Source organism: Acetobacter sp. JWB (assembly GCF_003323795.1).
In the GTDB taxonomy this organism is placed as follows: Bacteria; Pseudomonadota; Alphaproteobacteria; order Acetobacterales; family Acetobacteraceae; genus Acetobacter; species Acetobacter oryzifermentans.
Genome location: NZ_CP030871.1, coordinates 2,554,100 through 2,580,222 on the forward strand (window position 1 = coordinate 2,554,100; position 26,123 = coordinate 2,580,222).

Below are 26,123 nucleotides of genomic sequence, written 5' to 3' on the forward strand. Positions count from 1 at the left end.
GGGGCTTTTTCATGCCGTTTCATCCAGACCGGATATCACCTCAAAAAAACGATATCCACGCAGATAAACTCTTACTGCCCTGCTGCTGCCGGAGCTTCAAGCGGAGCAGCAGCAGGAGCCGCCTGTGTTGCAGGGGCTGCTACGCTATCACCACCCGGAGCGGCAAGTTGCGGCCCACTGGTGGGCGGCTGGGGCACGTTTTCATTGGTGATGACGTAAGAAATGGATTCCGCACGGGTAATATCCACCACGTCACCAATTTTCAGAGTCGCCAGAAAATCCTGCATAGCCTGCGTACGCAAAACGGCAACATGCAGCGCGCCATCGTCCGTTACAAAAGAAACCGTGTGGGTTTTCAGGTCAATCGCCTTAATGGTGCCACGTTCACGATTGAAAGCTGCAATAACACCACGCGGGTGGCCGTGCGCATAACCACGGGCAGTTGTGAGTGTGGATTCGGGCAGAGGGCTACCTGGAGGGGCCATCTGGGCACCGAGTGTTTCCACAAAGCGAATTTTGAGGTGATCACCTTCATGCAGATGCGGCAGATCACGCACAGCACTACCATATTCAATGGTGATCAGATGCCCATTGCCTTCACGCAGCAGCACTTCACGCGCATCACGGTCCACTGTTTCAACCACAGCGGTTGCGGTCTGGTTTTTCAAAAGCACGGAAGCCTGAGCATGAGCTGCGGAAGGAGCAGCAGCTAAGCCAGCTACAGCGAGCGTGCACACAGCCACAGAACCTGTGACCAAAGAAGACATACGGGAAACGAGAGGATGCAACGCTCTTAATCCTTTCCAACATCAGTCTGATGCAGCCATGCGCCAGACACTGGGTTATTTTAATGCCCGTGATACAATGGTTTCACCATAACACAAGCCATGACGCCATGTTATGGTGTCTGACAACGACGCGATCAGAAAACAGAAAGCCCGTCTGGCAGACCAGACGGGCTTTGCTGCATGAAATCTGCAAGAAGCAAATTTTATGCGCAGGACTTCTTCTTACGCAGAAAATACACCACTGTTGCAATCAGTCCGGCAACCAGAAGGCCACGCACACACGGAGATTTCGGGCACTTAACCGCACACTTGGACATGTTTTGTTATCCTTGATCTATTCCGCCCGTTACAATCAGGCAGATAAGTTACCCTACCCTATACGGGCCTGCACGTCATGCCATTGAAACAAATGTTGGCATATGTTCATGACAGCTGCGCAAAAATCTAGACTGTCAGAATCGTACTACCTGTTGTGCTGCGCGATTCCAGCGCCCTATGCGCTTGCTCGGCTTCTGCAAGCGGGAAGCGTTGGCCAATTGCTGGCTTCAACACCCCCTGTTCTACCATCGCAAACAGTTCCTGCGCCCCAGCCTCCAACTCCTTGCGGTCTGCAATATATGTCATCAAAGATGGGCGTGTCAGATACAAGCTTCCATGGGCACTTAAGGTACCTACAGATACCCCGGTAACCGGCCCGGATGCATTACCATAACTGACCATAAGCCCACGTGGCGCAAGGCAGTTCAGGCTGGTTTCAAAAGTATCTCGCCCAATGCTGTCATATACAACGGGTACCATTTTCCCGTCAGTCAGTTCCCGTATCCGGGCAGGTAAATCTGATATGCCAATAACAACATCTGCTGCACCGCAAGCCTTAGCAATAGCCGCTTTTTCCTCTGTAGAGGTTACGCCTATCACCCGCACACCCAGATACCGCGCCCATTGGCACACAAGCTGCCCAACACCCCCTGCCGGGGCATAAACCAAAATATCCTGTCCTGTACGAACCTGATAAACTTGGCGCAACAACATATGGGCCGTAAGGCCACGTAAGGTAACTGCCGCAGCAATCTCAAATGGAATAGCATCTGGCAGCACCACCAGCCTGTCTGCTGCAATGGTGCGATAACAGGCATAGGCCCCCAAAGCTCCGGCATAAGCAACTCGCATACCGGGCCGAAGATGTTGTACCCCTTCACCCACCTTTTCCACCACGCCTGCGCCCTCATTCCCCGGAATAGCTGGCAAAGTTGGAAACGGGTACAGACCGGAACGAAAATAGGTATCTATAAAATTAACACCTATGGCTTCCTGCCGTAGCAGCACTTCCCCTTTTTGAGGCTGGGGAACAGGAAGCGTTTCAACACGCAATACATCTGGTGGCCCTGTGTGATGTACACGCACAACTGTGTTGAGATCACTTGCCATTTCTTGCCTCATTTTCCACTGCCCGCTGCATGCCCCTCCGTCATGTTTCCAAGCAACACAGCGGCCAATAAGTTTATAGCGTTCCAGACATGCAGGGCCTGCCTTCCTGAAAATCAGGGGCGGTCTGCGTCATCCTCACCCAGAAAACTGATAATATGCTTCAAATCCGTAAGCAGGATTCCCACAACAAAACGTATGATGGGGTCTGCCGTTTCATCTTCTGCTGGAAGGGCAGAAATAACTTCTGCCGCCACACGGCTATCATTACCTGAACGGGCAGTGGCTTCATCATTGCAGCGCTGAATAACCCATTGGAACCCACGCAGCAGACCAGCACTAATGGTGGCCACCTGTTGTGGAGGGATAGTGGAACCTGAATGTGGAAAACGCAGCATGGCGCGCGCTACCACCAATGCATCCATTTGCAATTGCCGCACTTCCTTGGGCAGTTGCGCCAGCATGGGGTCTCGTTGCTCCAACGGTTTCCAGTGTTCGCGCCGCGCCTCTTCCAACGCAGCCTGAACCTTGCGCAACGATGCCGCGCAATCATCATTCATGTCCTGAATGGTCACCCAGTCTGTATTTCCAGAGCGGGCTTTTTGCAGCATGGCCACAATTTGCGTCACTGTTTCCGCAGCGTTGCGAAAGGCATCTCGTCGTGCCTGCTCATGCAGCACAACGTACGTTACCAGTGTGGAAACACCTACCCCGATCAGAATAGCCAACACGCGCTCAATAGGCCGGAGGTAAGGATCTCCTTCTGATGGAAACAAAGTGGCAATCATAAGCGTAACCACGCCCATGCGTGCTGCGGGCTTCCAACTGACCAACACGGCCAGTGGAATAAAGGCGATTGCAAAGGCCTCCCATAATGGCCAACGCAAAAACATCATCAGCGTAATGGGTACAATACTGGCAACCGCTCCAATCAGGGTGCCAACAATCTGATCCCGCCCTTTGGAAATAGTGTCCGTAATGCTGTTTTGCGTGACAATGACGGAGGTAATAATGGCCCAACCCGGCTCCTGCAGATTGGTAAGCCACACCATAAAGCCAGAAAGACCAACGGCACTCAGCAGCCGTACGGTCTGCCGCGCCACAGCATTGTTCAGCCATGGCGCCTGAATAGAAAATGGAACCATTTATTGAGACGTATCTTCACCCGTTAAGGAAAACGGAATCCAGCGCAAACCATCCGAATCATGCACAAGCAGCAGCACTGAACGCTTTTTGTCCTTCTTGGCTGCTTCAATCCGTTTTTTCAGATCTGCTGGCGTATTGACTTCTGCCTGCTGCACTTCGGTAATCACATCTCCGGGCTTTAACCCTCGGTCTGCGGCAAGACCATCATCCTGCACCGATGTCACCAGCACCCCTTTCTGATTTGCAGACAGGCCGTATTTCTGCCGGGCTGCTGTATCAATCACACCAACAGAAAAACCAAAATCTGCAAAACTGACAGTTTCCTTGGTTTTAGATGGGGCTGCTGGTTTCTGCGGTGTATCAGCCGCAGGCTCTGGCAATGCTGCAATAGTGACAGGCAGATCCAAGATTTTACCATGCCGCCATACGCCAAGATGGGCCACACTACCTACCGGCAATTGGGCAGAAAGGCGTGGTAATGCCTTGCCTTCAATCGGCTGCGCATTCAGCGCCTGAATAACATCGCCGGTCTGCAAGCCCGCTTTGGCAGCGGGGCCATTTTTTTCCACCCCGGCCACCAAGGCGCCGCGGGCAGGCGTAAGCCCCAGACCATCCGCAATATCCTGCGTAACATTCTGGATTCTCACTCCCAGCCATCCGCGTGAAACCTTGCCGGTTTTACGCAGTTGCTCGACCACATTGCGGGCCTCGTTGGAAGGAATGGCAAACCCAATACCAACAGATCCGCCGGAGGGCGAATAAATGGCTGTATTTACGCCAATAACCTGCCCATTCATATCAAACAACGGGCCACCGGAATTGCCTTTGTTGATAGGCGCATCTGTCTGGATGAAATCATCATACGGGCCTTGGTCAATATTGCGCCCGCGTGAGGAAATAATACCTGCCGTAACCGTGCCAGACAAACCAAACGGGTTACCAATAGCCAGCACCCAATCCCCCACTCTATGGCTATCACTATTACCGAACTGCACAAAAGGCAGAGGTTTTTTGCTTTCCACCTTCAGCAGTGCCAGATCTGTTCTATCATCATGCCCAACAGCCTTGGCCGTTAGTACCGTGTTATCCTGCAAGGTAACCGTAATACGGTCTGCCTTACGGATAACGTGGTTGTTGGTCACGATGTACCCGGTAGGATCAATAATAAAGCCAGACCCCAATGCCTGCATCCGCCGTGGCGGTGCATCTGGCTCGGTCTGCCTGTTCATGAAATCATGAAAGAACTTCTCGAACGGAGAGCCCTGCGGAAAATTGGGCATCTGTGGCAGTTGGTCATCTTCATCATCATCGTCCGAATCTGCCCGCACTGTCTGGGTGGTGGAAACATTCACCACAGCAGGCAAAAGCTTTGCCGCCAGATCTGCAAAGCTTTCCGGCACACGCTGCGCAACCATTACAGGTGGCGCAGTCGTGGAAGCCTGATCTGCCTGCGCAGGATACGCAAAGCTTGCCCCCGCCAGCAAAAGACCAGACAGAGAAAAAACACGGGCAAAACGGGCAGATATACGCATGAAGAAATAGTCTTTCTGTCAGACAGCGGCAGGAAAGGATATTGTGAGTTTATGGCATGAACATACTGAAAGGTCAGCCCGATTTACACATGCGGTTTTTTGTTCTGCCCATATCGACCCAATTTGAAGCCGTTATTCCGCCGCTAAATCCAACACCCACTGAGCCACGGCCTCACCTAACAGGCGGTAGCCCGTATCACCCATATGAATGCCATCGGGAGAAAGATCTTCCCGCCCTAAACCGTATGCTTTGCTCCACAGCTTCATCAGCTCAAAACGTGGGAACACGGGCATTTCCAGTTCCTGCCCCAGCGCATGCACCGATGCCTGAAAAGCTGGCGCCACGGGGCATTCATCCAACAAACGGCACCATTGCAAATCCATGAGCGCAACGTCTGCTCCATTTTCACGCAGGGCAAGCAGATCATCCCGCGTTATCTGTTCAAAATCTGTCAGATTTATGCCTGTTAGCGGATCATTTACACCGCCTTGCCAAATTACAAGATCTGCCTTGTCCGCCAGAACCTGTGCCAGCCGTGCATGCATCTGCATGGCCCCTTGCCCACCAATACCGCGATTGATGACTTCCAGCTTATCAGGCACCGCAGCGCGCATTTTTTGCTCAAAAACACCTACATAACTGACAGCGAGTGATGAGGCACCTACCCCTTCTGTGGAGGAAGATCCAAACAACGTTATTCTTACTGGCTTTTTGTGCCGCAAAAGCTGGGCCACATGCGGTAGGGAAGAAACCTTGGTTAAGGACATGGTGTTTCCTTCACAACAATCGCTGGCGCTGTCTTACTTACTGGCAGCCAATGCAGCCCGTTGGCGTGTACGGCGGGCATCCAGCCAAGCAGCCAGCCAAAACAGCACAGCCAGCCCCACAATGTTGACCGCCACCTGTAAGCCCCAACCTTCACCAAACGTGCTAAAAATGAGCCGTGCGTACAGATCCAGCACCGTGCCCACCACAAAGATTTCCAAGGAATGACGGCCAACCCGTGCCAGAATTTGCCCCAGCTTACTTTCCGCCGCCCACTGCCGCGCTTTATCTGAGGACTGAACCAGATAAAAAATGGCCACAACATCCAGCAGACGAAACGGAGAAAGCCATGTTTTAGCAGGCGCTATGGAATCTCCAAACGGGCGGAAATCTGGCAGCCCCCACAATGTCCACGGAAAAGCCTGAATGGCAGAAAACACCAGATACAACATGCTGGCTATCACCAGTAACCGCTTCTGCGGTAGATCCCCCCCACGCCGCTCGGTTTCGGCTGAGGCCGTAAGACCCAGCGCAAACAGAAACTGCCATGCAAACGGGTTGAAGTACCACCCATCCGGGTCCAGCCAGTTAGGAAAGTTTATTTCCGGATCAAAATTAACGAACAACCATACGGCACCAGAAAGCACGAGCGCGAGTGAGCGATGCACACGCATTAGCACATAAAAAAGTGGGAACCCGCCCAGCAGAACAATATAAAGAGGCAAAATGTTAAGGTTACTGGGCAAGGCATCAAACATCATCACACGCCAGACCCAGCCCATGCCATGTGCCAGTTCAGGCTCTAGATAATCGACTGAAACCGGAGTAAAATGACGCCATGCCCTTACGGTGAAGACATAAGCCGCCACCATAATAGTCTGGCCAATATAAAGCTGCACACACCGGCGAAAAATCCGCTTTAGAATTGTGGGTACACCGTATTTTCTAAAGCCACGCCCATATGCCAACCACGATGCATACCCTGCAAGCAGCACAAATACTTCCGCCGCATCTGCAAACCCGACATTGCGCATGGTAAAACGGTTGAGCAGATTTTGAGGGATATGGTCTATAAACATCATCAGCAACGCCACACCACGCATGGCATCAATCCGATGATCTCGCCCTCGGCCCGCAACAGGCTTGGGTGGCTGTGCAGAAACAACACCAGATCCTGAAGTTTTTTCAGCCTGTGAGGTCATTTTGTTCACCCGGCCATCCGCCACTGCATTTACCATGTGCGTCATCTACCGGCCTCATCTGTTCTGTGCCAGAAAAAATCTGTCACACGCAGGAAACACTCTAAGCCTGCACACCATCCCGCGCAGCGCTGCCTCTTGACGGCAAGCCATGCTTGCTGTTGCCAACACACCAAACCTCATTACCTTCAACAGGAGCAAAATTGTGGCCCAGCCTCCCTCCATTTCCTCTCAGGACATCGCGCGCGTTCTGGAAAATGTAAAAGACCCACAAACGGGCAAAAACCTGCTGGCTTATGGGCATCTGGAAGGCTGTTCACTCACAGAAGGCAAACTTTCTGTGGCCTTTGCTGTCGCGCGCGAACACGCCCAAACAATTTCTGCTTTATGTGATGGTGCAGCCCGCCAACTAGAAACACTCCCGGGTGTGCAAAGTGCAAGCATCATTCTCACCGCACATCGCCCCGCCGGGGCAGCAGCCAAACCCAAATCAGCATCTGGCGGACATCGCCCTTTAGGCGGCACGGCACCCGCTGATGGCAATGCCCCTATTCTTCCCGGTGTAAAAACCATTATTGCCGTAGCTTCGGGCAAAGGCGGCGTGGGCAAATCCACCACCGCAACCAATCTGGCTGTTGGGCTTGGTTTGGAAGGCCTGAAAGTTGGTCTGCTGGATGCCGATATTCACGGCCCTTCCCTGCACCGCATGTTGGGCGCAAGGGGCAAGCCTGAAGTTGTAGATGGCAAGCTGCAACCCGTTGAAGCATGGGGCATCAAGGCTGTTTCCCTTGGCATGCTGGTAGATGAAAAGGCCGCCATGATCTGGCGAGGCCCCATGGTGATGGGCGCCATCAACCAACTGCTGACAGATGTGACATGGGGAAATCTGGACGTGATGGTGGTGGATCTTCCACCCGGCACTGGGGATGCGCAGCTCTCTCTTACGCAAAAAGTGCCTCTAACTGGGGCTGTTATTGTGTCCACTCCGCAGGATATCGCGCTGATTGATGCGCGCCGTGGGGTGACAATGTTTGAAAAAGTAAATGTGCCCGTATTGGGGCTAATTGAAAATATGTCCTATTTCTGTTGCCCGAACTGTGGACACAACACAGAACTATTCGGCCACGGCGGCGCCAAAAAAGAAGCCGAAGCCATGGGCGTACCTTTCCTTGGGGAAGTCCCTCTGCTGGCAGACATTCGCGCCAGCGGAGACAAAGGCGTGCCAGGCATTATTGAAAACCCGGATGGTGAAGGCGCCAAAGCGTGGCGCCACATTGCACATACAGTTGCAGAGATGCTGCGACCACAGATACAAAAGTAAACAATTTTAAAAGCAGAAACAGGCCTTTCCATTAAGTATAAGGGAAAGGCCTGTTTTTTCTATAAACCCAACAAACAGTTTATTTGGATTTCGGCTTATGTGCCGGAGATGTTTTTGAACCTTTTTTGAAAAAAGCCCGGCACTTGGGGCTGAGCTTATCCTGCTTACGTTCCATACATGCTGTAATTTTCTTTTCATTGGGAATAGCCAGGGCACAAAGGCGCACAGCATCCCCTTTACAGGCTTCTGTCTGCTTATCCCGCAATGTGTCTGCATGAACAGGATATGCCAGCCCGATCATGGCCACACCAGAAAATACCATAGAGATACGCCGCATAAAATGTATCATTCTATACTCCATTAAATTTCAGAATTTTCCAAGCACTTGTAACATGCCAAGATTAAAGATTTGTACATTTAAAAATACTCACAAACCCAAGCAGGTTGAAAGACATATCCTCACCTGCCCTTCTGCATGACATCTTTACGGGCCAAGCTGAGGGCAGATATTTTTCATTCCACCTTGCGCATGACCACAGAATTGAAAGTGCCAATTATCTTTGGTGGGTGGAGCATTCAAAAACAGAACACCCCACACAACTACAAGCGCTACGGCAATAACCACAAAAGGCCATAGTGGCGGCAAATGTCCTGCCTTCAAAGGTTTCCGTAGCGTTGTGCTTTGCTGGCCTTCCTGCACAATCTGCTCAAAGAACGGTGTTCCCCCCTTTGATGCATCTGTATCATCCGGCTTGTTTATCATGATCAGGATAACACTCTAGCAATCAGCCTTTCAAACTGGCCAGCATTTCATCCCATTCACGGCGGCTAAGGCCAGAACCTTTCTGCTCTACTGTTTCTCCAGCCAGCATACGGCGCAAAACCTGCATCATTGTTGCCGAGAACGTGACAGCACCACGGCGATACTCTTCAAAGGCGCTGGCTGTTACCGGCACCCATGCATGCAGAATTTTCAGCATGATTTCTGCATAAACCCGGATTTCATACTGCGCATGCGGGTCTATCCGCAGGGCCAGAAAGTGCATGAGGTTATGGAGGTCTATTTTCCAGTACCACTGGGTATAGGTGTTCAGGGTCAGATTGATACGCCCCAGTTCACGCGCCAAACCGTATCCATTTTCCGCATCCAGCATTTTTTCGTAATCACGATACGTGCGCATGGCATCATCACGCAGGATATCCAAAACCTCTGCTGCCTGCTCTGGGGCCAGAATCTGCCCTCGGCCCTGCCGGTTTACTTCGCTCTGGGCGGCCATATGCTCTGGCGCAGGCAGGTAAAATTCACTGTCCAGAATGGAATAGCGTGCCGAATATTCGTTCACGCTGGCCATGCGATGGCGAATCCACTGCCGCGCCACAAAAATCGGCAGTTTGACGTGAAATTTCATCTCACACATTTCAAACGGTGAGGAATGGCGATGGCGCATCAGATACCGGATCAGCCCCGCATCTTCTGAAACCTTGCGGGTGCCCCGACCGTATGAAACGCGTGCAGCCTGCACAATGGCAGCATCATCCCCCATATAGTCAATAACACGCAAGAACCCATGATCCAGCACTTCCTGCGGTTCATACAGCATAGCTTCCAGCGCCGGCACGGTAGGCCTGCGCGTGGCAAAGGTTTCCTGCCCGTGAGCTGCTATTTCCGCCCGCTGTTCGTCGGTCAGTGACATGGTCTGGCCCTTACTAAAATCTTTGCAAAACACGGAACTGAGCCAATAGCGACCACCCCGCGAAACGCGGGTATTTTACGTACACAACGCACTATAGGAAAGAGGGAGAAAGGGTTAATTCCGCTTGCAATCCATTACCGGACTTCCTATGTTTGGGGTGTGAGAAGTTCGCTTCTGACTATGGCAATAAACGGGGTATGGAATAGGCGTAGTGGACCCGGGGGCGGTACCCGGCGTCTCCACCAATCATTCAGCCTGTAAAGGTTTGGACAGATGGGGACGAAATAGGCTCGACACGCGCAGTAAAGATATTCTTTTTGCCCGGTATTGTACCACCGTTATCGGGCTATTTTTACAAGTGCCAATGATAACACTGAGGTGCTCGCTGTCGCTGCATAAGCGATAAGCGCGGTTCGGGAGGGCACCGGGCAACAGAAGCCCTCCCACCTCATTTCCCCGTTCAGTTCGGCTTCAAACACCACGGCTTGCATGGCTGGTGTTGCAACAAACATGTCCGGCGTGCTTGCGCTTGCGTGATCTTTCGCGCATCCCTGCGTTATATAGATATCGATCAAAAAGCCGGGGTCTCCCCGGTGGCGGCAAGGAGAAAATGATATGGCTGATGACCACGACCCCACACAGGACGAATCCCTTTTCCCGGCCACCAGCCTGCTGCCTTATGAACGCTGGTTGAACGATGCCTCACGCAGCGTGATGCTGAATGCGCTCGAACATGTGAGCCGTGAAGGGCTTGCAGGAGAGCACCATTTCTATCTGACTTTCCTTACGGATTTTCCCGGCGTGGATATTCCTGCCCGACTTCGCGCCCAGTATCCGCATGAAATGACCATCGTGCTCCAGCACCAGTTCTGGGATCTGAAGGTGGACCGGGCAGCCAAAACTGTTTCTGTCGGCCTTTCCTTTGGGGGTGTTGGCTCCATACTGGTTATTCCCGTGCAGGCCATTACTGGGTTTGCTGATCCTGCCGTAAGGTTCAGCCTGCATTTTGCTGCCATGGAGCCAACGGAGGAACCCACACCGGAAGAACCCACCACTGGCCAGCCCGAACCGGACAGGCCGGAGGAAAGCGACTCGTCCTCACAGGTCGTGAGTCTTGACGCTTTCCGCAAGAAAGGACCATCACCCGCCTGAAGCCCCGGCGCAAACGGGGCCAGGTTGACGGAGAAGACACGAAGAAATGACCAGCCAGCCCCCTCGCCCCCCGGTGCCGGAATTTGCCTATTCTCCCCTATTCCCGCTGGGAGAGGATAAAACCACCTATCGCAAGCTGGATCTTGCGGGTGTGAGCACATCACAGTGCGGTGGCAAAACCGTGCTGCATGTTACCCCCGAATCTCTTACGGAACTGACAGCGCAGGCTTTTCATGAAGTGGCGCATTTTCTGCGGCCAGCACATCTGGCGCAGCTTGCTTCCATTCTGAAAGACCCCGAAGCTTCGGATAATGACCGCTTTGTGGCGCTTGATCTGCTAAAAAATGCCTGCATTGCAGCAGGTGGCGTGCTGCCCATGTGTCAGGACACTGGCACCGCTATTGTGTTCGGCAAAAAGGGCCAGCGCGTCTGGGTGGAAGGGAACGAGGAAGTTGCCTTCTCCAAGGGGGTGTACGAAACCTATACACGCACCAATCTGCGCTATTCCCAGATGGCGCCGCTAACTATGTTTGATGAAAAAAACACCGGCACCAACCTGCCCGTTCAGTGCGATCTTTTTGCCAGCCCCGCTGGTGAGCACGATGAACAGATGGATCTGATGTTCGTGGCCAAGGGGGGGGGCTCTGCTAACAAAACCTTCTTGTTCCAAGAAACACGCGCCCTGCTGGGGTCTGAACAGCAGTTGCTGGATTGGCTGGACACCAAAATCAAGACGCTTGGCACATCTGCTTGCCCGCCGTACCATCTGGCCATTGTTATTGGCGGTATGTCTGCCGAACAAACACTCAAAACAGTTAAGCTGGCTTCCACCCACTGGTACGATTCCCTTCCAACCAAAGGGGATATGACCGGCCACGCCTTTCGTGATGTTGAGATGGAACAGAAGGTGCTGGAACTTACCCGCAAGTTGGGCATTGGCGCACAGTTTGGTGGTAAATATTTCTGCCACGATGTGCGCGTTATCCGCCTGCCCCGGCACGGTGCATCTTTGCCTGTTGGCATTGGCGTTTCCTGTTCGGCAGATCGGCAAATCAAGGCACGCGTTACAGCCGAAGGTTTCTTTCTGGAACAGTTGGAGCATGACCCTGCCCGCTTCCTGCCTGAAACCACAGATGAACATCTGGAAGGCGAAGCCATCAAAATCGACCTGAACCGGCCGATGGATGAAATCCGTAAGGAGCTTTCCAAATATCCCGTCAAAACCCGTTTGGCTCTTACAGGTACCGTGGTGGTTGCGCGTGACATTGCCCATGCCAAATTCCGCGAACGCCTGCAAAAAGGCGAAGGCCTGCCGCAGTATCTAAAAGATCATCCCGTTTATTACGCAGGACCGGCCAAAACGCCGGCTGGCATGCCTACAGGCTCCTTTGGCCCCACAACTGCTGGCCGTATGGATTCTTACGTAGCAGAACTTCAGGCCAATGGCGGTTCCTACGTCATGCTGGCTAAAGGCAACCGCTCCAAGGCCGTAAAGGATGCCTGCCAGAAATATGGTGGCTTCTATCTGGGGTCTGTCGGCGGCCCTGCCGCACGCTTGGCTAAAGACTGCATCCGCAAAGTAGAAGTGCTGGAATACCCCGAACTGGGCATGGAAGCTGTCTGGAAAATTGAAGTAGAAGATTTTCCTGCGTTTATTGTTATTGATGATAAGGGCAACGACTTCTACGCTGAGTTGTAAGACAGCAGCCTTGGCCCCTTTGCTGCAAAGGGGCCAACAGCAAAGGAGCGATGCGGTTTCATGCGTTTTACAGTAGATCGGTTAGACCATGTGGTGCTGACCGTAAGGGATGTAGAAATTTCCGCCTCATGGTTCCAGCGCGTGCTGGGGATGGATCGGGAAGAATATGGCCGTAACAATCGCACGGCGTTGCGTTTTGGAGGGCAAAAACTTAATCTGCGCCCTTACAACGCCGAAGGGTGGGAAACTGCCACCCACGCCCTGCCCGGTGGAAACGATTTATGTTTTGTAACTGCCATTACCAGTGAAGATGTTTGCGAACACCTAAAAACCTGCGGTGTGACCATTGTAGAAGGCCCCGTGGCACGTCTGGGTGCATTAGGCCCTATTACATCCGTTTACTGCCATGATCCGGATGAAAATCTTATCGAAATTGCATCTTATCAAGGTTAAAAAATGGCTTCCCTCTTAAGTTTTATAAAAGAGGGAAGCCTGTCATTTTCAGCCTTTACGGCGCACGATTGATGAAGGTTGTTGCGCAACCTGTTGCAGCCACCCACCATGAAAACCAGCTTGAAGCAGGCCGCGGCGAATAACGGTGCTTTGCCGCATTGTCTCCCACACAAGGCCACTTCGCCAGTTTTCCACCATCAGCAAAATAGGCCCTTGGTCGATACCCAGGTAAGTATTATCCGCCCAGTAATCCTGCTTTGCATCATGAAAACTGGGATTGAACGAATCTGCAAAACCATATTTGCCATAAATATGGTTTCCGTATTTGCTTTTCATGGTGCGTAGCGCTGGAATAGCAATTTCTGGCGCAAAGGCAACAGAACCACCGGCTGCCGTTGGGGCAATGGTGCCATCATCCTGCGTATAATCACGCCCAACACCGCGTGCACTGTAAGACAGAAAATGGCGTGTCTGCCCGTTTTCTGTTTTGGTCACATCGCCGGGGCCATCACTGGCTGTCAGGCCCCATGTATTGGCATCGTATCCCTGCCATTTACCGGGGTTAGACACAGCATAATTACGTTGTGCATACACAGCGCGCCGGCTGTTTTCAAAATAATCAATGCCCTTGCTGCTAATCCAATTATCCTGAATGCCACGGAAATCTATCCACGCGTGGGAATACTGATGCCCAAACAACGGCGCAAAATTCAGGAATGTCTGCCCGTATTCCTCGCCCCATCGCTTATCATTTGTTGCCAACCACGCCTGCCAAGAAACAGGCTGCAAGCCATGTTCTGGGGCGCCCAAAGCAAGGATATACAGCATCATCCCTTCGCTGTACCCTTCCCAATAATTGGGGAGGAAACCATGCTCGGGTGACCACCCCATGCTCAACCGATGGTCCGGACGTTCCATCCACTGCCAGTCCACCCGATTAAAAAGTTGATCTGAAAGCTGGCGAATTTCTTTTTCCTGCGTTGTATCCTGCGTATAAAAATTACGACAGAACAGAACACCCTGCATTAATAATGCGGTATCAATACTGGAAAGTTCAATATCCGGATTCAGACGCAAGCCTGTGCGGTTATCCAGAAAATGATAGAAAAACCCGTGATAACCAGAAGCTTTGTCCGCACTCTCATTTTGCGGTAGTTTCCACATATAGCGCAGCGTTGTAAGCGTACGTTCTACAGCCTGCTGCCGCGAAATATAATGGCGCTTAACACCAATACCATAAGCAGTCAGGCCAAAGCCTACGGAAGCAACACTATCCTGCTTTTGATCTGATGGATAGCGATCTGGAATAAGCCCCGTAGCTGGATCTGCTGAATCCCAGAACCACTGGAATGTACGGTGTTCCAGATCCGATACCATCGCCACATCAGCCGGTGTGGGAACATAAGCCTGTGGTGCCTGCCCAGAAGGTGCAAGCGCATAGGCCTGCCCACTAATACTGGCAACACCAAGAAAGAGGCTTCCGGCAAGGAGCAAAACCCCTGTTTTTAGAAAAGATTTTCTTTTTTCAGAAAGATCCGGCTTTTTACTTTTCCATACATCAGGCACGCACTTTGTTTTCATAACCGCCAAAAATCCGATTGTTACCCCAAACCGCCCCGACCATTACGTTACAAAACCGCACTGCCACGGCTTGTATGCAAGACGCATGAAAACATTCCAGCAACTGTGCAAAGTTCCCACAAACGTGAGCATGAAACACAGAGCATGCAAAAACAATGCTTTTCAGGATAGATTTTTTGCGGTGCGCACAAGCGGAAAACGCATAAAGCACTTTCCGCCCGCACCTGAAAACAAGTTCTGATAATGAAATTATGACTGACGATAACGGAAGATATTCAAATCAGCCGTATCAATATCTGGCTTTTTGTTGGACATAAGATCCGCCAAAACTTTGCCAGATCCACATGCCATAGTCCACCCTAACGTACCGTGCCCAGTGTTCAGGAACAGATTATCCAAGCCTGTGCGCCCGATAACTGGTGTGCCATCTGGAGTCATTGGGCGCAGCCCTGTCCAGAAAAGCGCCTGCTCTACATCGCAACATCCAGGAAACAAATCTGTTACGGAATGTTCCAGCGTTTCACGCCGTGGCTTACGTAAACGGCGGCTAAAACCAGCCAATTCCGCAGTGCCCCCAATACGCACTCTGTCTCCCAGCCGAGTAATACCAATTTTGAATGTTTCATCCATAATAGTAGAAACCGGCGCAGCATCTGCATTTTGAATAGATGCTGTTAAAGAATAACCTTTTACAGGATATACTGGAAGATCAATCCCCAAAGGCCTTAGAAGTGCAGGAGAAAAACTGCCTAATGACAGCACATAGGAATCTGCGGTTAATACGCCGTGAGACGTTTCTACACCCGTAACACGCCCACTTTCTGAACGAATGCGGCGCACAACCGTATCGTACAGAAACTTCACGCCTGCTTCCTGCGCCATGCTGGCCAAACGCTGCGTGAACTTAAAGGCATCTCCGGTTTCATCACCCGGCAAACGCAAACCACCTACAATCTTCTGGCGAGATGCGACTAAACCTGGTTCGGCAGCCACGCAGCCTTCTACATCCAAAAGTTCGTAGGGCACATTGTATTGTTTAAGAACAGCAATATCCTTGGCTGTTGCATCAAGCTGTTTCTGGGTTCTAAAAACCTGTAGCGTGCCCTGCTGACGGTCATCATACGTAATGCCTGTGCTGGATCGTAAATCCTGCATCACATCACGGCTATATTCTGCCAACCGAACCATACGGCCCTTATTGCGATCATACGCAGCAGCCGTACAGTTTTCCAACATCTGCAAAAGCCATTTCCACAAATGCGGGTCTGGTATTGGCCAAAACACAAATGGCCGATACTTCATCATCAACCAGCTAATGGATTTTAGCGGCACACCCGGTCCCGCCCATGGGGCAGAATAACCGGGGGAGACCTGCCCCGCATTAGCAAAACTGGTTTCCATACCAGCTTCCGGCTGGCGGTCCACCACTGTAACCTCATGCCCTGCCTTGGCCAAATACCAGGCAGATGTAACCCCTACAACACCACTTCCCAGAACCAGAATTTTCATTTCTGCTTATCTTTCTGTTGGGTAAACTGTTCAGGCAGCCGTTGTGTAAACACGGTGATAACGCCGCCCCAGAGATGTCAGTACTTCGTAACCAATTGTGCCTTCTGCTTTGGCTACAGCATCCACGCCGTAAGACGCGTTTAAAAGTTCCACCATGCTATCTTCCTCCAGCAACCCTTCGGGCACTTCAGAAAGATCAACAGTCATGGAATCCATAGAAATGCGGCCCAGAATTGGCAGCCGATACCCTTTATACCAAGCACAGCCAGCCGCAGCCCCTGCACGGGCAAAGCCATCTGCGTAACCTGTTGCAATGGTGGCAACACGGCACGGACCATGAGCCTGCCATGTCAGCCCGTAACCTACCCGATCCCCTTTGGATAAATGGCGAATTTGCAGAATATGGGCTTGCAGGCCAACCACTGGCTTAAGTGGGTTCTCACCCTCATTTTGTGGTGCCACGCCATATAAAGCCGCACCAGGGCGCACGAGATCAAACTGAAACTGCGACCCCAGAAAAATGCCAGATGAGGCAGAAAGGCTTAAAGTTGCTTTGGGCAGCATACGTGCATATGCCTCAAACCGTTCACGCTGCATGGTATTTGCTGGGTTTTTTGGAGTATCTGCGCAAGCAAGATGGCTCATTACCAAGCTGACGGATAAGCCTTCCAGCAGTTCTGGAGATACTGCCAGTTTATGGATATCAGCTTCTGAAAGGCCAAAACGAGACATGCCCGTATCAAGCTGAATGGCCACATCCAGCGGCTTATCTATTTTGGCTGCCAGCTCTCGCAAAACAGCAATCTGTTCTAAACTATTCAGAACAGGCCGCAAATTATTGCGCACACAAACTTCAGCTGCATCTGGCCGAGGGCCGTGCAACACCGTTACCGACGTTGTGGAAGATAGATAGGGCCTAAGAGCAAGCCCTTCATCTACGTGTGCAACAAAAAAATGTTCTGCACCCGCTTTTTCCAAAACAGGAGCCACCTGCGCAACACCCAGCCCATAGGCATCTGCTTTAACCACTGCGGCGCAAACTGTTTTGCCCAATCGGCTTTTAAGGTAACGGTAATTTTCAGCAATGGCGGATAGATTAACCGTAAGAACTGCCCCTGCGCGAGATGCTGGCCACAGTGTTCTAGCTGAGGACGAAACAGTATTCACAACCGCCACCCTTATTTGTTTCGATTCCAGAATTTTAACAGGTATTTTATAAGATATCCTGTCTGTGTGTTGCAGAATATATTATTTTTCCTATATTTTAGAATAAAATTTCAATATCAGCCCACAAAAGGCAGATTATGCCAGACCGTGTAACAGAAGCTATTTTACGGCACCTTGAACATAATGGCCGCCTAAGCAATGCTGAACTGGCTGAAAAAGTGGGTCTTTCGCCTTCTGCTTGCCTGCGCCGAGTGCGCATGCTTGAACAACAGGGCACCATACAAGGCTACCGCGCCCTTATTACCCGGCAAAAAAGCCCAGCAGTTGCCACGATTATTGTGCAGATCACGCTGGAGAAGCAGACAGAAGAATGCCTTCGGCGTTTTGAAAGCCGCATCAAGGAATGTGCCGATGTTAAGGAGTGTTACCTGATGACAGGTGATGCCGACTATCTACTGCGCGTAGAAGCCCGAGACATGCAGGATTACGAACGTATTCACAAAGAGGAATTATCCCGCATGCCGGGTGTTGTGCGTATTCAAAGCAATTTTGCCATTCGCCCCGTTGTGCAGCAGGGCAAATGTAACTGAACGATTAGTCTTCCGGTTCTTCATCTTCCGAGGAAGCGCCCAAATCACGCTGCACTTCGGGTGAGCGCAGCAGTGTATCCATATGCATGGCCGTATCCAGCGCTGTATCTGGCTGGAAATGAAGCTCCGGCACAGTACGCGCACGTATTTTATGCGCAAGCTGTGTTCTTAACCACGGAGCCACCCGCTTTAACGCAGGTAGAAGCTCAGCAACATCACTACGTCCCAAACGGGTAATAAAGACCGTTGCGTGACGAAAATCTGGAGAAAGCCGCACCTCTGTTACCGTAAGGGCAACATCTACCAGATCTGGATCACGAAACGTGGTGCGTGCAAAAACTTCAGCCAGCACACGCCGCACTTCTTCCCCTACCCGCAACTGACGCTGCGATGGGCCAGATGGAGCAAGACCGGCGAGATACCCCGCCGGCCCTGCTACTTTACTGCCTGATCCGTTCTTACGGCTCATGCTGGAACCAGCTCACTTTCAAAGCATTCCACCACGTCGCCTTCGCGCAGATCATTGTAGCCTGCAAAGGAAAGGCCACATTCGTAACCTTTGCTGACTTCCTTCACATCGTCCTTGAAGCGCTTGAGCTGGCTCAAATCACCTTCATGAACCACTACGCCGTCACGCAGCAGACGCACGCCACAGCCACGTTTGACAACGCCTTCTGTAACGTAACAACCAGCCACCTTGCCCACCTTGCTGATTTCGAACACACGGCGGATTTCGGCATAGCCAAGGAACTTTTCACGATGCTTAGGTGCCTGCTTACCGCGCACAAGCTGTTCCACATCATCAGCAACCTGATAGATGATGGAATAGTAGCGGATATCCACACCTTCGCGCTGCGCCAGTTGGCGCGCCTGTGCTGTAGCACGCACATTGAATGCAATAATCACTGCATCCGATGCCTTGCCAAGCTGCACATCGCTTTCCGTGATCTGACCAACAGAAGCATTAAGAACGCGAACGCCCACTTCTTCATTTGCCAGCTTGAGCACTGTTGTCTGAATAGCTTCCGCAGAACCTTGAACGTCTGCCTTGATCAGAACAGAAACTTCTTTCTGATCACCCGCCTGAATACGGGCTAGCATCTGATCCAACGTGCCACGTGCAGCAACCTGACCAGCCACCTGATGTTCTTTCAGCTTACGCTGACGGAACTCGGAAATCTCACGTGCGCGGTTTTCGTTTTCAACCACCACGAACGGAGCACCAGCAGATGGCACACCAGAAAGACCCAGCACTTCAACCGGCATGGAAGGCCCTGCATCCGTAACCTGGCGGCCACGATCATCCAGCAGAGCACGCACCCGGCCCCATTCGGTGCCCGCAACCACGATATCGCCTTTATGCAGCGTACCTTTTTGCACCAGCACAGAAGCAACAGAGCCGCGACCACGATCCAGACGGCTTTCAATAACGGCACCTTCAGCAGCCCGGTCTGGGTTGGCCTTCAGCTCCAGAATTTCTGCCTGCAGAAGAATGGCTTCTTCCAGCTTGTCCAGACCAGTGCGTTTAAGAGCGGAAACTTCGATATCCTGAACGTCACCGCCCATGGATTCCACCACAATTTCGTGGCTCAGAAGTTCCTGACGCACCCGGTCAGGTTTAGCGCCCGGCTTGTCGATCTTGTTGATAGCAACAATCATCGGCACGTTTGCAGCCTTAGCGTGCTTAATGGCTTCAACCGTCTGAGGCATAACACCATCATCAGCCGCCACAACCAGCACCACCACGTCCGTAATGGATGCACCACGAGCACGCATAGCCGTAAAGGCTTCATGGCCCGGGGTATCCAAGAATGTGATCTTGGAGCCGGAAGGCAGAGTAACCTGATAAGCCCCAATATGCTGGGTAATACCGCCTGCTTCTCCACCCGCAACGTCTGTTGTGCGCAGAGCATCCAGCAGAGATGTCTTACCGTGGTCAACGTGACCCATGATTGTAACAACTGGCGGACGCGGACGCAGAGCTTCTGGTGCGTCTTCCACACCTTCAATCCCCAGTTCAACGTCTGCTTCAGAAACACGGCGCACGCGGTGGCCGAATTCTTCAACAATCAGTTCAGCTGTATCTGCATCAATCGTCTGGGTAACTGTTGCCATCACGCCCATTTTCATCAGCGCTTTGATAACTTCACCCTGACGGGCAGCCATACGGTTTGCCAGTTCCTGCACGGTAATGTTTTCCGGCAGAACCACATCACGCACAACCTTCACCTGATCGGAACGCAAACGTTCCAGTTCAGCCTGACGGCGTTCACGCTCGCGCTGACGACGAACAGATGCGAGTGACCGCGTCTTATCATCATCACCTTCAATCGCGGCCTGCACGTCAATACGGCCTGCACGACGGCCACCACCGACATCGGACTTACGCCCACCACCACTTTTACGATGGTTACCAGGGGGCGCCTTGCGAGATGCACCACGGCGCGGCGCATCGTCACTTTCCATGTCACGGCCGCTACGCAGACGCAGTGTTTGCGCAGCCGCTGGTTCTTTTTCCTTAGCTTCAGCAGGCTGAGAGCGTGAGGGAACAGGCTTCAGCGGCTTGGCTGGCATAATTGCACGTTCAGCCAACGGACGCAGGCGCCCAACCGGCGGAGCCAGTGTGACTTCACCCGGAATGGGCACAGCCGAAACAACTGGCTCTTTCACGGCGATAGGCTGAATGGAATCAATGCGTGATTTACGCTCTTCCTCTTCAGCGGCAGCCTTTGCTGCTTCGGCTTCTTCAGCCGCGCGCTTATCTTCCTCTTCCTTACGGCGCGCTTCTTCAGCAGCCGAAAGAATACGGATTTTTTCAGCTTCGCGCTGCTCGGCTTCGCGCCGGGCGGCTTCTTCCGCTGCTTTTTTCTGTTCCGCCAGCACACGCTGACGCATGGCCAGTTCAGCGGCTGTTAGCGTACGACCGCCACCGCGCGCTCCACCGGCACGTCCGCCAGAACCACCCGGGCCGGCACCACGTTTTTTGCGCACTTCAACCTGCACAACCTTGGAACGGCCATGACTGAAACTCTGCCGCACGGACCCGGCATCAACCGTCCGTCCGACCTCCGAACGCCCTGCCGGCCGAAGGGACAAACGCCCCTTACCCTGATCCTGATCCTTGCCTTCGCTCATTGACCCGCCTGTTCACACCCATGCGCCGGAAAGGTCCGGGGCATGCGAGGGCCGCCTTCAGCAACCCCCGTAAAACGCTTATTCTCACAACGTAAGCGCTGTGCCAGCCCTCCGGCTGAAAGCGCCACGTTCACCACTCGTTCCCGCCCAAAAATCTTTGCCAGATCTTCAGATGACAACGCCTCAACGACAGGAATATCGCGTTGGCCGGAAACCAGCCTCTCCCGCTCTTCCCTGCTTCCATCCAGTGCATGAACAACAATGGCAGCTTTACGCTGCACCAGCCATTCCCGCACCTTCATAAATCCACTTGTAGCCTGACCAGCTCTGCGAGCCAGCCCTACAAGTTCACTCATCCGCCGGAGCAGTCCTGTTTCTACACGGGCTACTATATCTTCCGGCACCTTAACCTGTTGGCGTGCGGCGCGTGAAAAAACGCCCCGAACACGCGCCTGTTCTATCACATCCCGGCGGGGGCTCAACCATATTCCCCGCCCCGGCAGACGTGCATCTAGATCAGGCACCACTTCACCAGATGGTGAAATCACAAACCGGATCATTAAAGAAGGTTCGCCTTCTTCACGCGTTACCGCGCACCTCCGAAGGCTGCCTTTCTCTTCTGTTTCTGGCAAGAAATCACCACCCACTTTATATCAGGCCTCAGGCGTTGGCCTCACCTTCCTTGGTATCGGAAGGCTGCTGATTTTCATCCTCAAACCAATGAGCTCGTGCTGCCATGATGATTTCATTGGCGGCATCTTCCTCAATGGCATCGGTGCCCAAGATCTCAACCAGTTCATCACCGGCCAGATCTGCAAGGTCGTCTAAGGTTTTTACACCCTTTTCACCCAATGTCACAAGCATCTGGTTTGTAAACACGCCCATATCGGCAATATCGTCCACAACACCCAGCTCTTTCCGCCGATCATCCAGCTTTTGTTCCTGCTGAACGAGGTAAGATTCAGCACGCTGAACCAGCTCCTGAACGACCGACTCGTCAAATCCTTCAATGCCAATCAGCTCATCTGGATCTGCAAAAGCCAGTTCTTCGATGGAATGGAAGCCTTCCGTGACCAGCAGACCTGCAATTACGTCATCCACATCCAGCGCTTCAACAAACAGCGCTGTCCGACGGCGGAACTCTTCCTGACGGCGTTCGGATTCTTCCGCTTCTGTCAGAATATCAATATCCCAACGCGTCAACTGGCTAGCCAGACGGACATTCTGCCCACGACGGCCAATAGCCAAAGAAAGCTGCTCATCCGGCACAACCACTTCTACGCGACCGGCTTCTTCATCCATCACCACCTTGCTGACTTCAGCAGGCGCCAGCGCATTCACTACAAAAGTAGCGGCCTGCGGGCTCCACGGGATGATATCAATCTTTTCGCCCTGCAATTCGGCCACAACGGCCTGCACACGGGAACCACGCATACCAACGCAAGCCCCGACAGGATCGATAGACGCATCACGAGAAATCACGGCCATTTTGGCGCGAGAACCAGGGTCACGCGCAACGGCTTTAATTTCAATAATGCCATCATAAATTTCTGGCACTTCCTGCGCAAACAGCTTGGCCAAAAAGGCCGGATGCGTGCGGGAAAGGAAAATCTGCGGTCCACGCGGCTCATCACGCACATCGTAGATATAGGCGCGCACGCGATCCGAGTTACGGAACGTTTCACGCGGGATCAACTCATCACGTCGCAGCAGCGCTTCTGCCGAACCAATTTCAACCAGCAGATTGCCGTATTCGGTCCGCTTAACGGTGCCGTTTACAATTTCACCCACGCGGTCCTTGAATTCGTTATACTGGCGCTTGCGTTCATATTCACGCACGCGCTGCACAATCACCTGCTTGGCGGTTTGCGCGGCAATACGCCCAAAATCAATCGGGGGCAGCGGATCGATCAGGTATTCGCCTGCCTGAATTTCTGGGCGAAACTTACGGGCAATGGAGAGCGCAATCTGCGTATCTTCATTTTCCACTTCATCCACCACTTCCGTCCAACGGGACAAGCGCACATCACCTGTCTTGCGGTCGATGGTAGCACGAATGTCCTTTTCGTGCCCATATTTGGCGCGTCCGGCTTTCTGGATCGCCTGCTCCATGGCTTCCAGCACTTCTTCACGCTCAATACCTTTCTCGCGCGAGACAGCGTCTGCAACCAGCAAAAGTTCAGGACGGGAAACAGAGGTATCCATACTCTCAGCTCTCCAAAACAGGCAGCTTTATCAATGCACCTTGGGCCCGGAAGAATCGTTATCATTCTTCTGGGCGGGATCAGTGCCGGGCGCAGGTTGCACCATACGGGCACTAGCTTCAATCAGAGCATCTGTCAGCACCAGCCGTGCACGCCGGAGTTCTTCCAGCGGCAAGGCAACTTCCGTGCCATCATCCAGACGCATCCGCGCAACAGTTCCATCAGACCCCAGAACCACACCAGAAAAGCGGCGGCGCCCATTTACCGGCAGCAGAACTTCTGCCTTGGCCTGGTGCCCGGCAAAGCGGTTCCAGTCCTTCGCACGGGTAAGGGGCCGATCTATTCCGGCAGAGGAAACTTCCAACGTCCACGCCCCAGGAATGGGGTCTTCAACATCCAGCACGGCACCTACCGCGTGGCTGATCCGCTCACAATCTTCCACATTAATCAGGGAACCATCTTTGCGATCCGCCATGATCTGCACGGTCGGACGCTCACGCCCCAGCACAGCAACACGCACAATCTCATAACCCATATCCTCAACGGCAGGGGCTATCAGCGCAGCAACGCGAGCTTCTAGGCCAGAGTGAGTAGAAAGGTCTGTATCCAATGCAAAAAAGGCGGCCGTCAAGGCCACCCCCCGAAACGTAAAACAAATTGAGAAGGATGGCTCTTTATGTAAGGGATGTGGAGTGAAACCGCAAGGGTAGAATAAAGCTACTGCCCGCCATGCAAATCTTTACCCTTTATAAAAAACAATTTTACGGGCTGGATGCAAATTGCACATTGCAGGGCACGTCGGACATGCTTTTATTAACCCTATTGCGACATATTTGCCATCCTCCACACTGCAAGGGCTGACCTTTCAATATGCACAAAGAGCCAGAACCCGCATGGAAGCCACAACCGCAGCCACAGGCAGCAGATAAACCTTCTGGCGTGCGTATGGCTCTGATTGGGCTGGCAACATGCGTTATCATGGCTGGAGCTGGCGTGCATTTTATGGGCGGTGGGCACGGAAATACCGCCACCCCTGCGGCAGAAAACAACACGCAAGATCATGATAACAGCGCCAACCGTATGGGAATCCCCCTTACGCTAATTGCCTCGCAAAAAGCTGCTCAAGCGCTTGCCAAATCCGATTATACGGAACAGGAACAGGCAGATATTCTGGCAGGTATTAAACGGCGAGACATTCGCTTAGTGGCCATGCCTGTTTACGATGCCACAGGCGCAGGAGGCATAATTACGCTTATTTGTGGGCCGTGGCACCATACAGTGCATTTGTCCCCCACCCCGCAAACCGTCATTCTGCCCATTACGATCAGTGGCAATGTTGATATCATACCGGCATCAGACCCCGGGCCTACTGGTATTGGAAGCGGTGCCATTACGGTATTCGGCCCACAAACACTGCCGATTATGTATAAAGGGGATACTCTGCCACTAACGGTGATTGCGCAATGAAGGGACTTTTACCCGCCCTAAACCGGCTGATGCCGTTGATGATGGTGATCTTTCTGGTGCTTGCCAGCATACAGATTGCCCTCAGCCTGCATCTTTCCCTGCATTCCATTACGCATGTTTTGCAGTGGTGCGCACCAGCATGGCCGATTTTGGCCGTAAGTGGCATTATACTTACAGTAGCAGGGCTGCTGTTTGAAACACGCGCCGAGAAGCTGGCGCGCAAAGGGCTTTTACGCCGACGGGGATTCATCATGGACGTTCTTGCCAGACTGACCAACCGCGCCGCACTGGAAGAAATGATGGCGCGCGAGCAGCGTGAAACCACCATTGATGCGGAAGAACTGGCAGCCAACCTACGCGCCCGCGTTATTGGGCAGGACCAGGTATGCGAGGATGTGGCTGCGCAGTTGCGCCGCCGCCTTGCCTTGCAGGTACGCGGGAAACCAGTAGGTATTTTTCTGCTGGCCGGGCCTCCGGGCACAGGCAAAACCTATCTGGCCAAACAACTTGCCCGCCAACTTGAACGCCCCCTGCTGCATTTTGATATGACACAGATGAGCAGCCCCCACGCAGCAACCCAGCTATTTGGCTCCCCCAAAGGTTATGTGGGTTCAGACACTTACGGAAAGCTGACTGGCGGCCTGAAGGAAAAGCCGGATGCTGTTGTGCTTCTGGACGAAATTGAAAAAGCACATCCGGATGTGTTCAAAAAGTTCCTGACAGCATGGAACGATGGGCACATTACCGAGGCCTCTACCGGGCAACAGATTTCTACCGTGCGCGCAATTTTTGTGCTGACATCCAACATTGCAACAGATGCACTAACAGAAATTGCAGACCGCCTACATGATGACCCAGACCGTATGCGCGCCGAATCGGTAGAAGCCTTGCGTCAGGCTGGGTTTGCGCCGGAAGTTCTAAACCGGTTGGATCGTATATTTATCTTCCGTCCGCTACAGGGGCTGGATATCGCCCGCGTGGCCGCGCTGGAAATTGAAACCATGATTGAAAGCTACGGCCTGAAAGTAGAAACCGGCGGTATTGATGCCACTCTGCTAATGGACGTTATGCGCCGCCAGAGCCGCATGGGAGATGCTGCCTCTGCCCGAGATCTGGTGCGTTCGATTGAAGATATGATCAGCGAATCCCTGATTGTAGCCCGCCAGCAAGGTGCCAATATGGTGCGGCTGGTAAAGGAAGATGATGGTGCAGTTGTTGCAAAAGTGGCGAACAACCGCACGGATGAAGGCGATGGCATTCATGCGCGCCTGATCCCATAAGCGGCCCTTTACTGT

24 protein-coding genes and 1 other RNA gene are annotated in these 26,123 nt (G+C 52.6%); 8 read left to right on the top strand and 17 right to left on the bottom strand.

What is annotated here, in order from left to right; translation table 11 throughout:
- Positions 1 to 71: 71 nt before the first annotated feature.
- From DS739_RS12075 to DS739_RS12100, 6 genes are all read right to left on the bottom strand, one after another.
- Entirely contained in the window at positions 72 to 767 is a 696-nt protein-coding gene (locus tag DS739_RS12075; RefSeq protein WP_035352260.1) for a hypothetical protein, read from the bottom strand.
- Positions 768 to 1,232: 465 nt separating this feature from the next.
- Positions 1,233 to 2,228, bottom strand: a complete 996-nt coding sequence (locus DS739_RS12080; protein WP_006115066.1) for a quinone oxidoreductase — start codon at positions 2,226 to 2,228, stop codon at positions 1,233 to 1,235.
- Positions 2,229 to 2,329: 101 nt separating this feature from the next.
- A complete protein-coding gene (locus tag DS739_RS12085; protein WP_006115067.1) occupies positions 2,330 to 3,358 on the bottom strand; it encodes an aromatic acid exporter family protein in 1,029 nt (342 codons plus the stop codon).
- Complete coding sequence (locus DS739_RS12090) at positions 3,359 to 4,891, bottom strand: DegQ family serine endoprotease (protein ID WP_006115068.1); 1,533 nt, start codon at positions 4,889 to 4,891, stop codon at positions 3,359 to 3,361.
- Positions 4,892 to 5,023: 132 nt separating this feature from the next.
- Positions 5,024 to 5,659, bottom strand: coding sequence for an SGNH/GDSL hydrolase family protein (locus DS739_RS12095; protein WP_006115069.1), 636 nt, complete (start codon positions 5,657 to 5,659; stop codon positions 5,024 to 5,026).
- Between the two features lie 33 nt (positions 5,660 to 5,692).
- Positions 5,693 to 6,904, bottom strand: coding sequence for an OpgC family protein (locus tag DS739_RS12100; protein ID WP_006115070.1), 1,212 nt, complete (start codon positions 6,902 to 6,904; stop codon positions 5,693 to 5,695).
- Between the two features lie 157 nt (positions 6,905 to 7,061).
- Between DS739_RS12100 and DS739_RS12105 the strand changes: the two genes are divergently transcribed.
- A complete protein-coding gene (locus DS739_RS12105; RefSeq protein ID WP_035352304.1) occupies positions 7,062 to 8,177 on the top strand; it encodes an Mrp/NBP35 family ATP-binding protein in 1,116 nt (371 codons plus the stop codon).
- 79 nt (positions 8,178 to 8,256) lie between these two features.
- On the opposite strand, the gene DS739_RS12110 is transcribed toward DS739_RS12105, so the two are convergent.
- The 3 genes from DS739_RS12110 to thyX all read right to left on the bottom strand — a co-directional run bounded on the left by DS739_RS12110 (position 8,257) and on the right by thyX (position 9,871).
- The gene (locus tag DS739_RS12110; protein WP_006115072.1) at positions 8,257 to 8,538 is read right to left on the bottom strand and encodes a hypothetical protein; all 282 of its coding nucleotides are present in this window, start codon (positions 8,536 to 8,538) and stop codon (positions 8,257 to 8,259) included.
- Between the two features lie 123 nt (positions 8,539 to 8,661).
- Positions 8,662 to 8,940, bottom strand: a complete 279-nt coding sequence (locus DS739_RS12115; RefSeq protein ID WP_006115073.1) for a hypothetical protein — start codon at positions 8,938 to 8,940, stop codon at positions 8,662 to 8,664.
- Between the two features lie 22 nt (positions 8,941 to 8,962).
- Positions 8,963 to 9,871, bottom strand: coding sequence for an FAD-dependent thymidylate synthase (gene thyX, locus DS739_RS12120; RefSeq protein ID WP_035352263.1), 909 nt, complete (start codon positions 9,869 to 9,871; stop codon positions 8,963 to 8,965).
- Positions 9,872 to 9,991: 120 nt separating this feature from the next.
- Between thyX and ssrA the strand changes: the two genes are divergently transcribed.
- The 4 genes from ssrA (at position 9,992) to DS739_RS12140 (ending at position 13,175) form a co-directional block, all read left to right on the top strand.
- Positions 9,992 to 10,319: a transfer-messenger RNA gene (ssrA, locus tag DS739_RS12125) on the top strand.
- Between the two features lie 167 nt (positions 10,320 to 10,486).
- Positions 10,487 to 11,023 (top strand): SspB family protein, encoded by a 537-nt coding sequence (locus DS739_RS12130; protein ID WP_006115075.1) that lies wholly within the window; start codon positions 10,487 to 10,489, stop codon positions 11,021 to 11,023.
- A 46-nt stretch (positions 11,024 to 11,069) separates the two neighbouring features.
- Complete coding sequence (locus DS739_RS12135; protein ID WP_006115076.1) at positions 11,070 to 12,722, top strand: fumarate hydratase; 1,653 nt, start codon at positions 11,070 to 11,072, stop codon at positions 12,720 to 12,722.
- A gap of 60 nt (positions 12,723 to 12,782) precedes the next feature.
- Entirely contained in the window at positions 12,783 to 13,175 is a 393-nt protein-coding gene (locus DS739_RS12140) for a VOC family protein (protein ID WP_006115077.1), read from the top strand.
- Positions 13,176 to 13,223: 48 nt separating this feature from the next.
- Here the strand turns inward: DS739_RS12140 and DS739_RS12145 are convergent, their stop codons facing one another.
- From DS739_RS12145 to alr, 3 genes are all read right to left on the bottom strand, one after another.
- The gene (locus DS739_RS12145; RefSeq protein ID WP_035352265.1) at positions 13,224 to 14,756 is read right to left on the bottom strand and encodes a glucoamylase family protein; all 1,533 of its coding nucleotides are present in this window, start codon (positions 14,754 to 14,756) and stop codon (positions 13,224 to 13,226) included.
- A gap of 249 nt (positions 14,757 to 15,005) precedes the next feature.
- Positions 15,006 to 16,265 (bottom strand): D-amino acid dehydrogenase, encoded by a 1,260-nt coding sequence (locus DS739_RS12150; protein WP_006115079.1) that lies wholly within the window; start codon positions 16,263 to 16,265, stop codon positions 15,006 to 15,008.
- Positions 16,266 to 16,295: 30 nt separating this feature from the next.
- Positions 16,296 to 17,441 (bottom strand): alanine racemase, encoded by a 1,146-nt coding sequence (alr, locus tag DS739_RS12155; protein WP_006115080.1) that lies wholly within the window; start codon positions 17,439 to 17,441, stop codon positions 16,296 to 16,298.
- A gap of 128 nt (positions 17,442 to 17,569) precedes the next feature.
- Here alr and DS739_RS12160 point away from each other — a divergent pair, with 128 nt between their 5' ends.
- Complete coding sequence (locus tag DS739_RS12160) at positions 17,570 to 18,022, top strand: Lrp/AsnC family transcriptional regulator (RefSeq protein ID WP_006115081.1); 453 nt, start codon at positions 17,570 to 17,572, stop codon at positions 18,020 to 18,022.
- A 4-nt stretch (positions 18,023 to 18,026) separates the two neighbouring features.
- On the opposite strand, the gene rbfA is transcribed toward DS739_RS12160, so the two are convergent.
- From rbfA to rimP, 5 genes are read right to left on the bottom strand one after another with little or no spacing between them, the layout of a single operon-like run.
- Positions 18,027 to 18,491, bottom strand: coding sequence for a 30S ribosome-binding factor RbfA (gene rbfA, locus DS739_RS12165; RefSeq protein ID WP_006115082.1), 465 nt, complete (start codon positions 18,489 to 18,491; stop codon positions 18,027 to 18,029).
- The gene (gene infB, locus DS739_RS12170; RefSeq protein WP_006115083.1) at positions 18,488 to 21,157 is read right to left on the bottom strand and encodes a translation initiation factor IF-2; all 2,670 of its coding nucleotides are present in this window, start codon (positions 21,155 to 21,157) and stop codon (positions 18,488 to 18,490) included. The genes rbfA and infB overlap by 4 nt, the downstream gene beginning before the upstream one ends.
- Positions 21,154 to 21,804 carry an RNA-binding protein gene (locus DS739_RS12175; protein WP_035352270.1) on the bottom strand — a complete coding sequence of 217 codons (651 nt, stop codon included), beginning with the start codon at positions 21,802 to 21,804 and terminating at the stop codon, positions 21,154 to 21,156. The genes infB and DS739_RS12175 overlap by 4 nt, the downstream gene beginning before the upstream one ends.
- Before the next feature lie 13 nt (positions 21,805 to 21,817).
- Complete coding sequence (nusA, locus tag DS739_RS12180; RefSeq protein ID WP_003624601.1) at positions 21,818 to 23,362, bottom strand: transcription termination factor NusA; 1,545 nt, start codon at positions 23,360 to 23,362, stop codon at positions 21,818 to 21,820.
- 30 nt (positions 23,363 to 23,392) lie between these two features.
- Positions 23,393 to 23,998, bottom strand: a complete 606-nt coding sequence (rimP, locus tag DS739_RS12185; RefSeq protein WP_006115085.1) for a ribosome maturation factor RimP — start codon at positions 23,996 to 23,998, stop codon at positions 23,393 to 23,395.
- Positions 23,999 to 24,231: 233 nt separating this feature from the next.
- Here rimP and DS739_RS12190 point away from each other — a divergent pair, with 233 nt between their 5' ends.
- Both DS739_RS12190 and DS739_RS12195 read left to right on the top strand, forming a co-directional pair.
- Positions 24,232 to 24,828 (top strand): hypothetical protein, encoded by a 597-nt coding sequence (locus DS739_RS12190; protein ID WP_035352272.1) that lies wholly within the window; start codon positions 24,232 to 24,234, stop codon positions 24,826 to 24,828.
- Positions 24,825 to 26,108 (top strand): AAA family ATPase, encoded by a 1,284-nt coding sequence (locus tag DS739_RS12195; protein WP_006115086.1) that lies wholly within the window; start codon positions 24,825 to 24,827, stop codon positions 26,106 to 26,108. The genes DS739_RS12190 and DS739_RS12195 overlap by 4 nt, the downstream gene beginning before the upstream one ends.
- Positions 26,109 to 26,123 lie beyond the last annotated feature (15 nt).

Excerpts from the sequence above, each read along its gene's own strand:
- DS739_RS12075 (WP_035352260.1), bottom strand. The coding sequence starts at position 767 with ATGTCTTCTTTGGTCACAGGTTCTGTGGCTGTGTGCACGCTCGCTGTA.
- DS739_RS12080 (WP_006115066.1), bottom strand. The coding sequence starts at position 2,228 with ATGAGGCAAGAAATGGCAAGTGATCTCAACACAGTTGTGCGTGTACAT.
- DS739_RS12085 (WP_006115067.1), bottom strand. The coding sequence starts at position 3,358 with ATGGTTCCATTTTCTATTCAGGCGCCATGGCTGAACAATGCTGTGGCG.
- DS739_RS12090 (WP_006115068.1), bottom strand. The coding sequence starts at position 4,891 with ATGCGTATATCTGCCCGTTTTGCCCGTGTTTTTTCTCTGTCTGGTCTT.
- DS739_RS12095 (WP_006115069.1), bottom strand. The coding sequence starts at position 5,659 with ATGTCCTTAACCAAGGTTTCTTCCCTACCGCATGTGGCCCAGCTTTTG.
- DS739_RS12100 (WP_006115070.1), bottom strand. The coding sequence starts at position 6,904 with ATGACGCACATGGTAAATGCAGTGGCGGATGGCCGGGTGAACAAAATG.
- DS739_RS12110 (WP_006115072.1), bottom strand. The coding sequence starts at position 8,538 with ATGGAGTATAGAATGATACATTTTATGCGGCGTATCTCTATGGTATTT.
- DS739_RS12115 (WP_006115073.1), bottom strand. The coding sequence starts at position 8,940 with ATGATAAACAAGCCGGATGATACAGATGCATCAAAGGGGGGAACACCG.
- thyX (WP_035352263.1), bottom strand. The coding sequence starts at position 9,871 with ATGTCACTGACCGACGAACAGCGGGCGGAAATAGCAGCTCACGGGCAG.
- DS739_RS12130 (WP_006115075.1), top strand. The coding sequence starts at position 10,487 with ATGGCTGATGACCACGACCCCACACAGGACGAATCCCTTTTCCCGGCC.
- DS739_RS12135 (WP_006115076.1), top strand. The coding sequence starts at position 11,070 with ATGACCAGCCAGCCCCCTCGCCCCCCGGTGCCGGAATTTGCCTATTCT.
- DS739_RS12140 (WP_006115077.1), top strand. The coding sequence starts at position 12,783 with ATGCGTTTTACAGTAGATCGGTTAGACCATGTGGTGCTGACCGTAAGG.
- DS739_RS12145 (WP_035352265.1), bottom strand. The coding sequence starts at position 14,756 with ATGAAAACAAAGTGCGTGCCTGATGTATGGAAAAGTAAAAAGCCGGAT.
- DS739_RS12150 (WP_006115079.1), bottom strand. The coding sequence starts at position 16,265 with ATGAAAATTCTGGTTCTGGGAAGTGGTGTTGTAGGGGTTACATCTGCC.
- DS739_RS12160 (WP_006115081.1), top strand. The coding sequence starts at position 17,570 with ATGCCAGACCGTGTAACAGAAGCTATTTTACGGCACCTTGAACATAAT.
- rbfA (WP_006115082.1), bottom strand. The coding sequence starts at position 18,491 with ATGAGCCGTAAGAACGGATCAGGCAGTAAAGTAGCAGGGCCGGCGGGG.
- infB (WP_006115083.1), bottom strand. The coding sequence starts at position 21,157 with ATGAGCGAAGGCAAGGATCAGGATCAGGGTAAGGGGCGTTTGTCCCTT.
- nusA (WP_003624601.1), bottom strand. The coding sequence starts at position 23,362 with ATGGATACCTCTGTTTCCCGTCCTGAACTTTTGCTGGTTGCAGACGCT.
- DS739_RS12190 (WP_035352272.1), top strand. The coding sequence starts at position 24,232 with ATGCACAAAGAGCCAGAACCCGCATGGAAGCCACAACCGCAGCCACAG.
- DS739_RS12195 (WP_006115086.1), top strand. The coding sequence starts at position 24,825 with ATGAAGGGACTTTTACCCGCCCTAAACCGGCTGATGCCGTTGATGATG.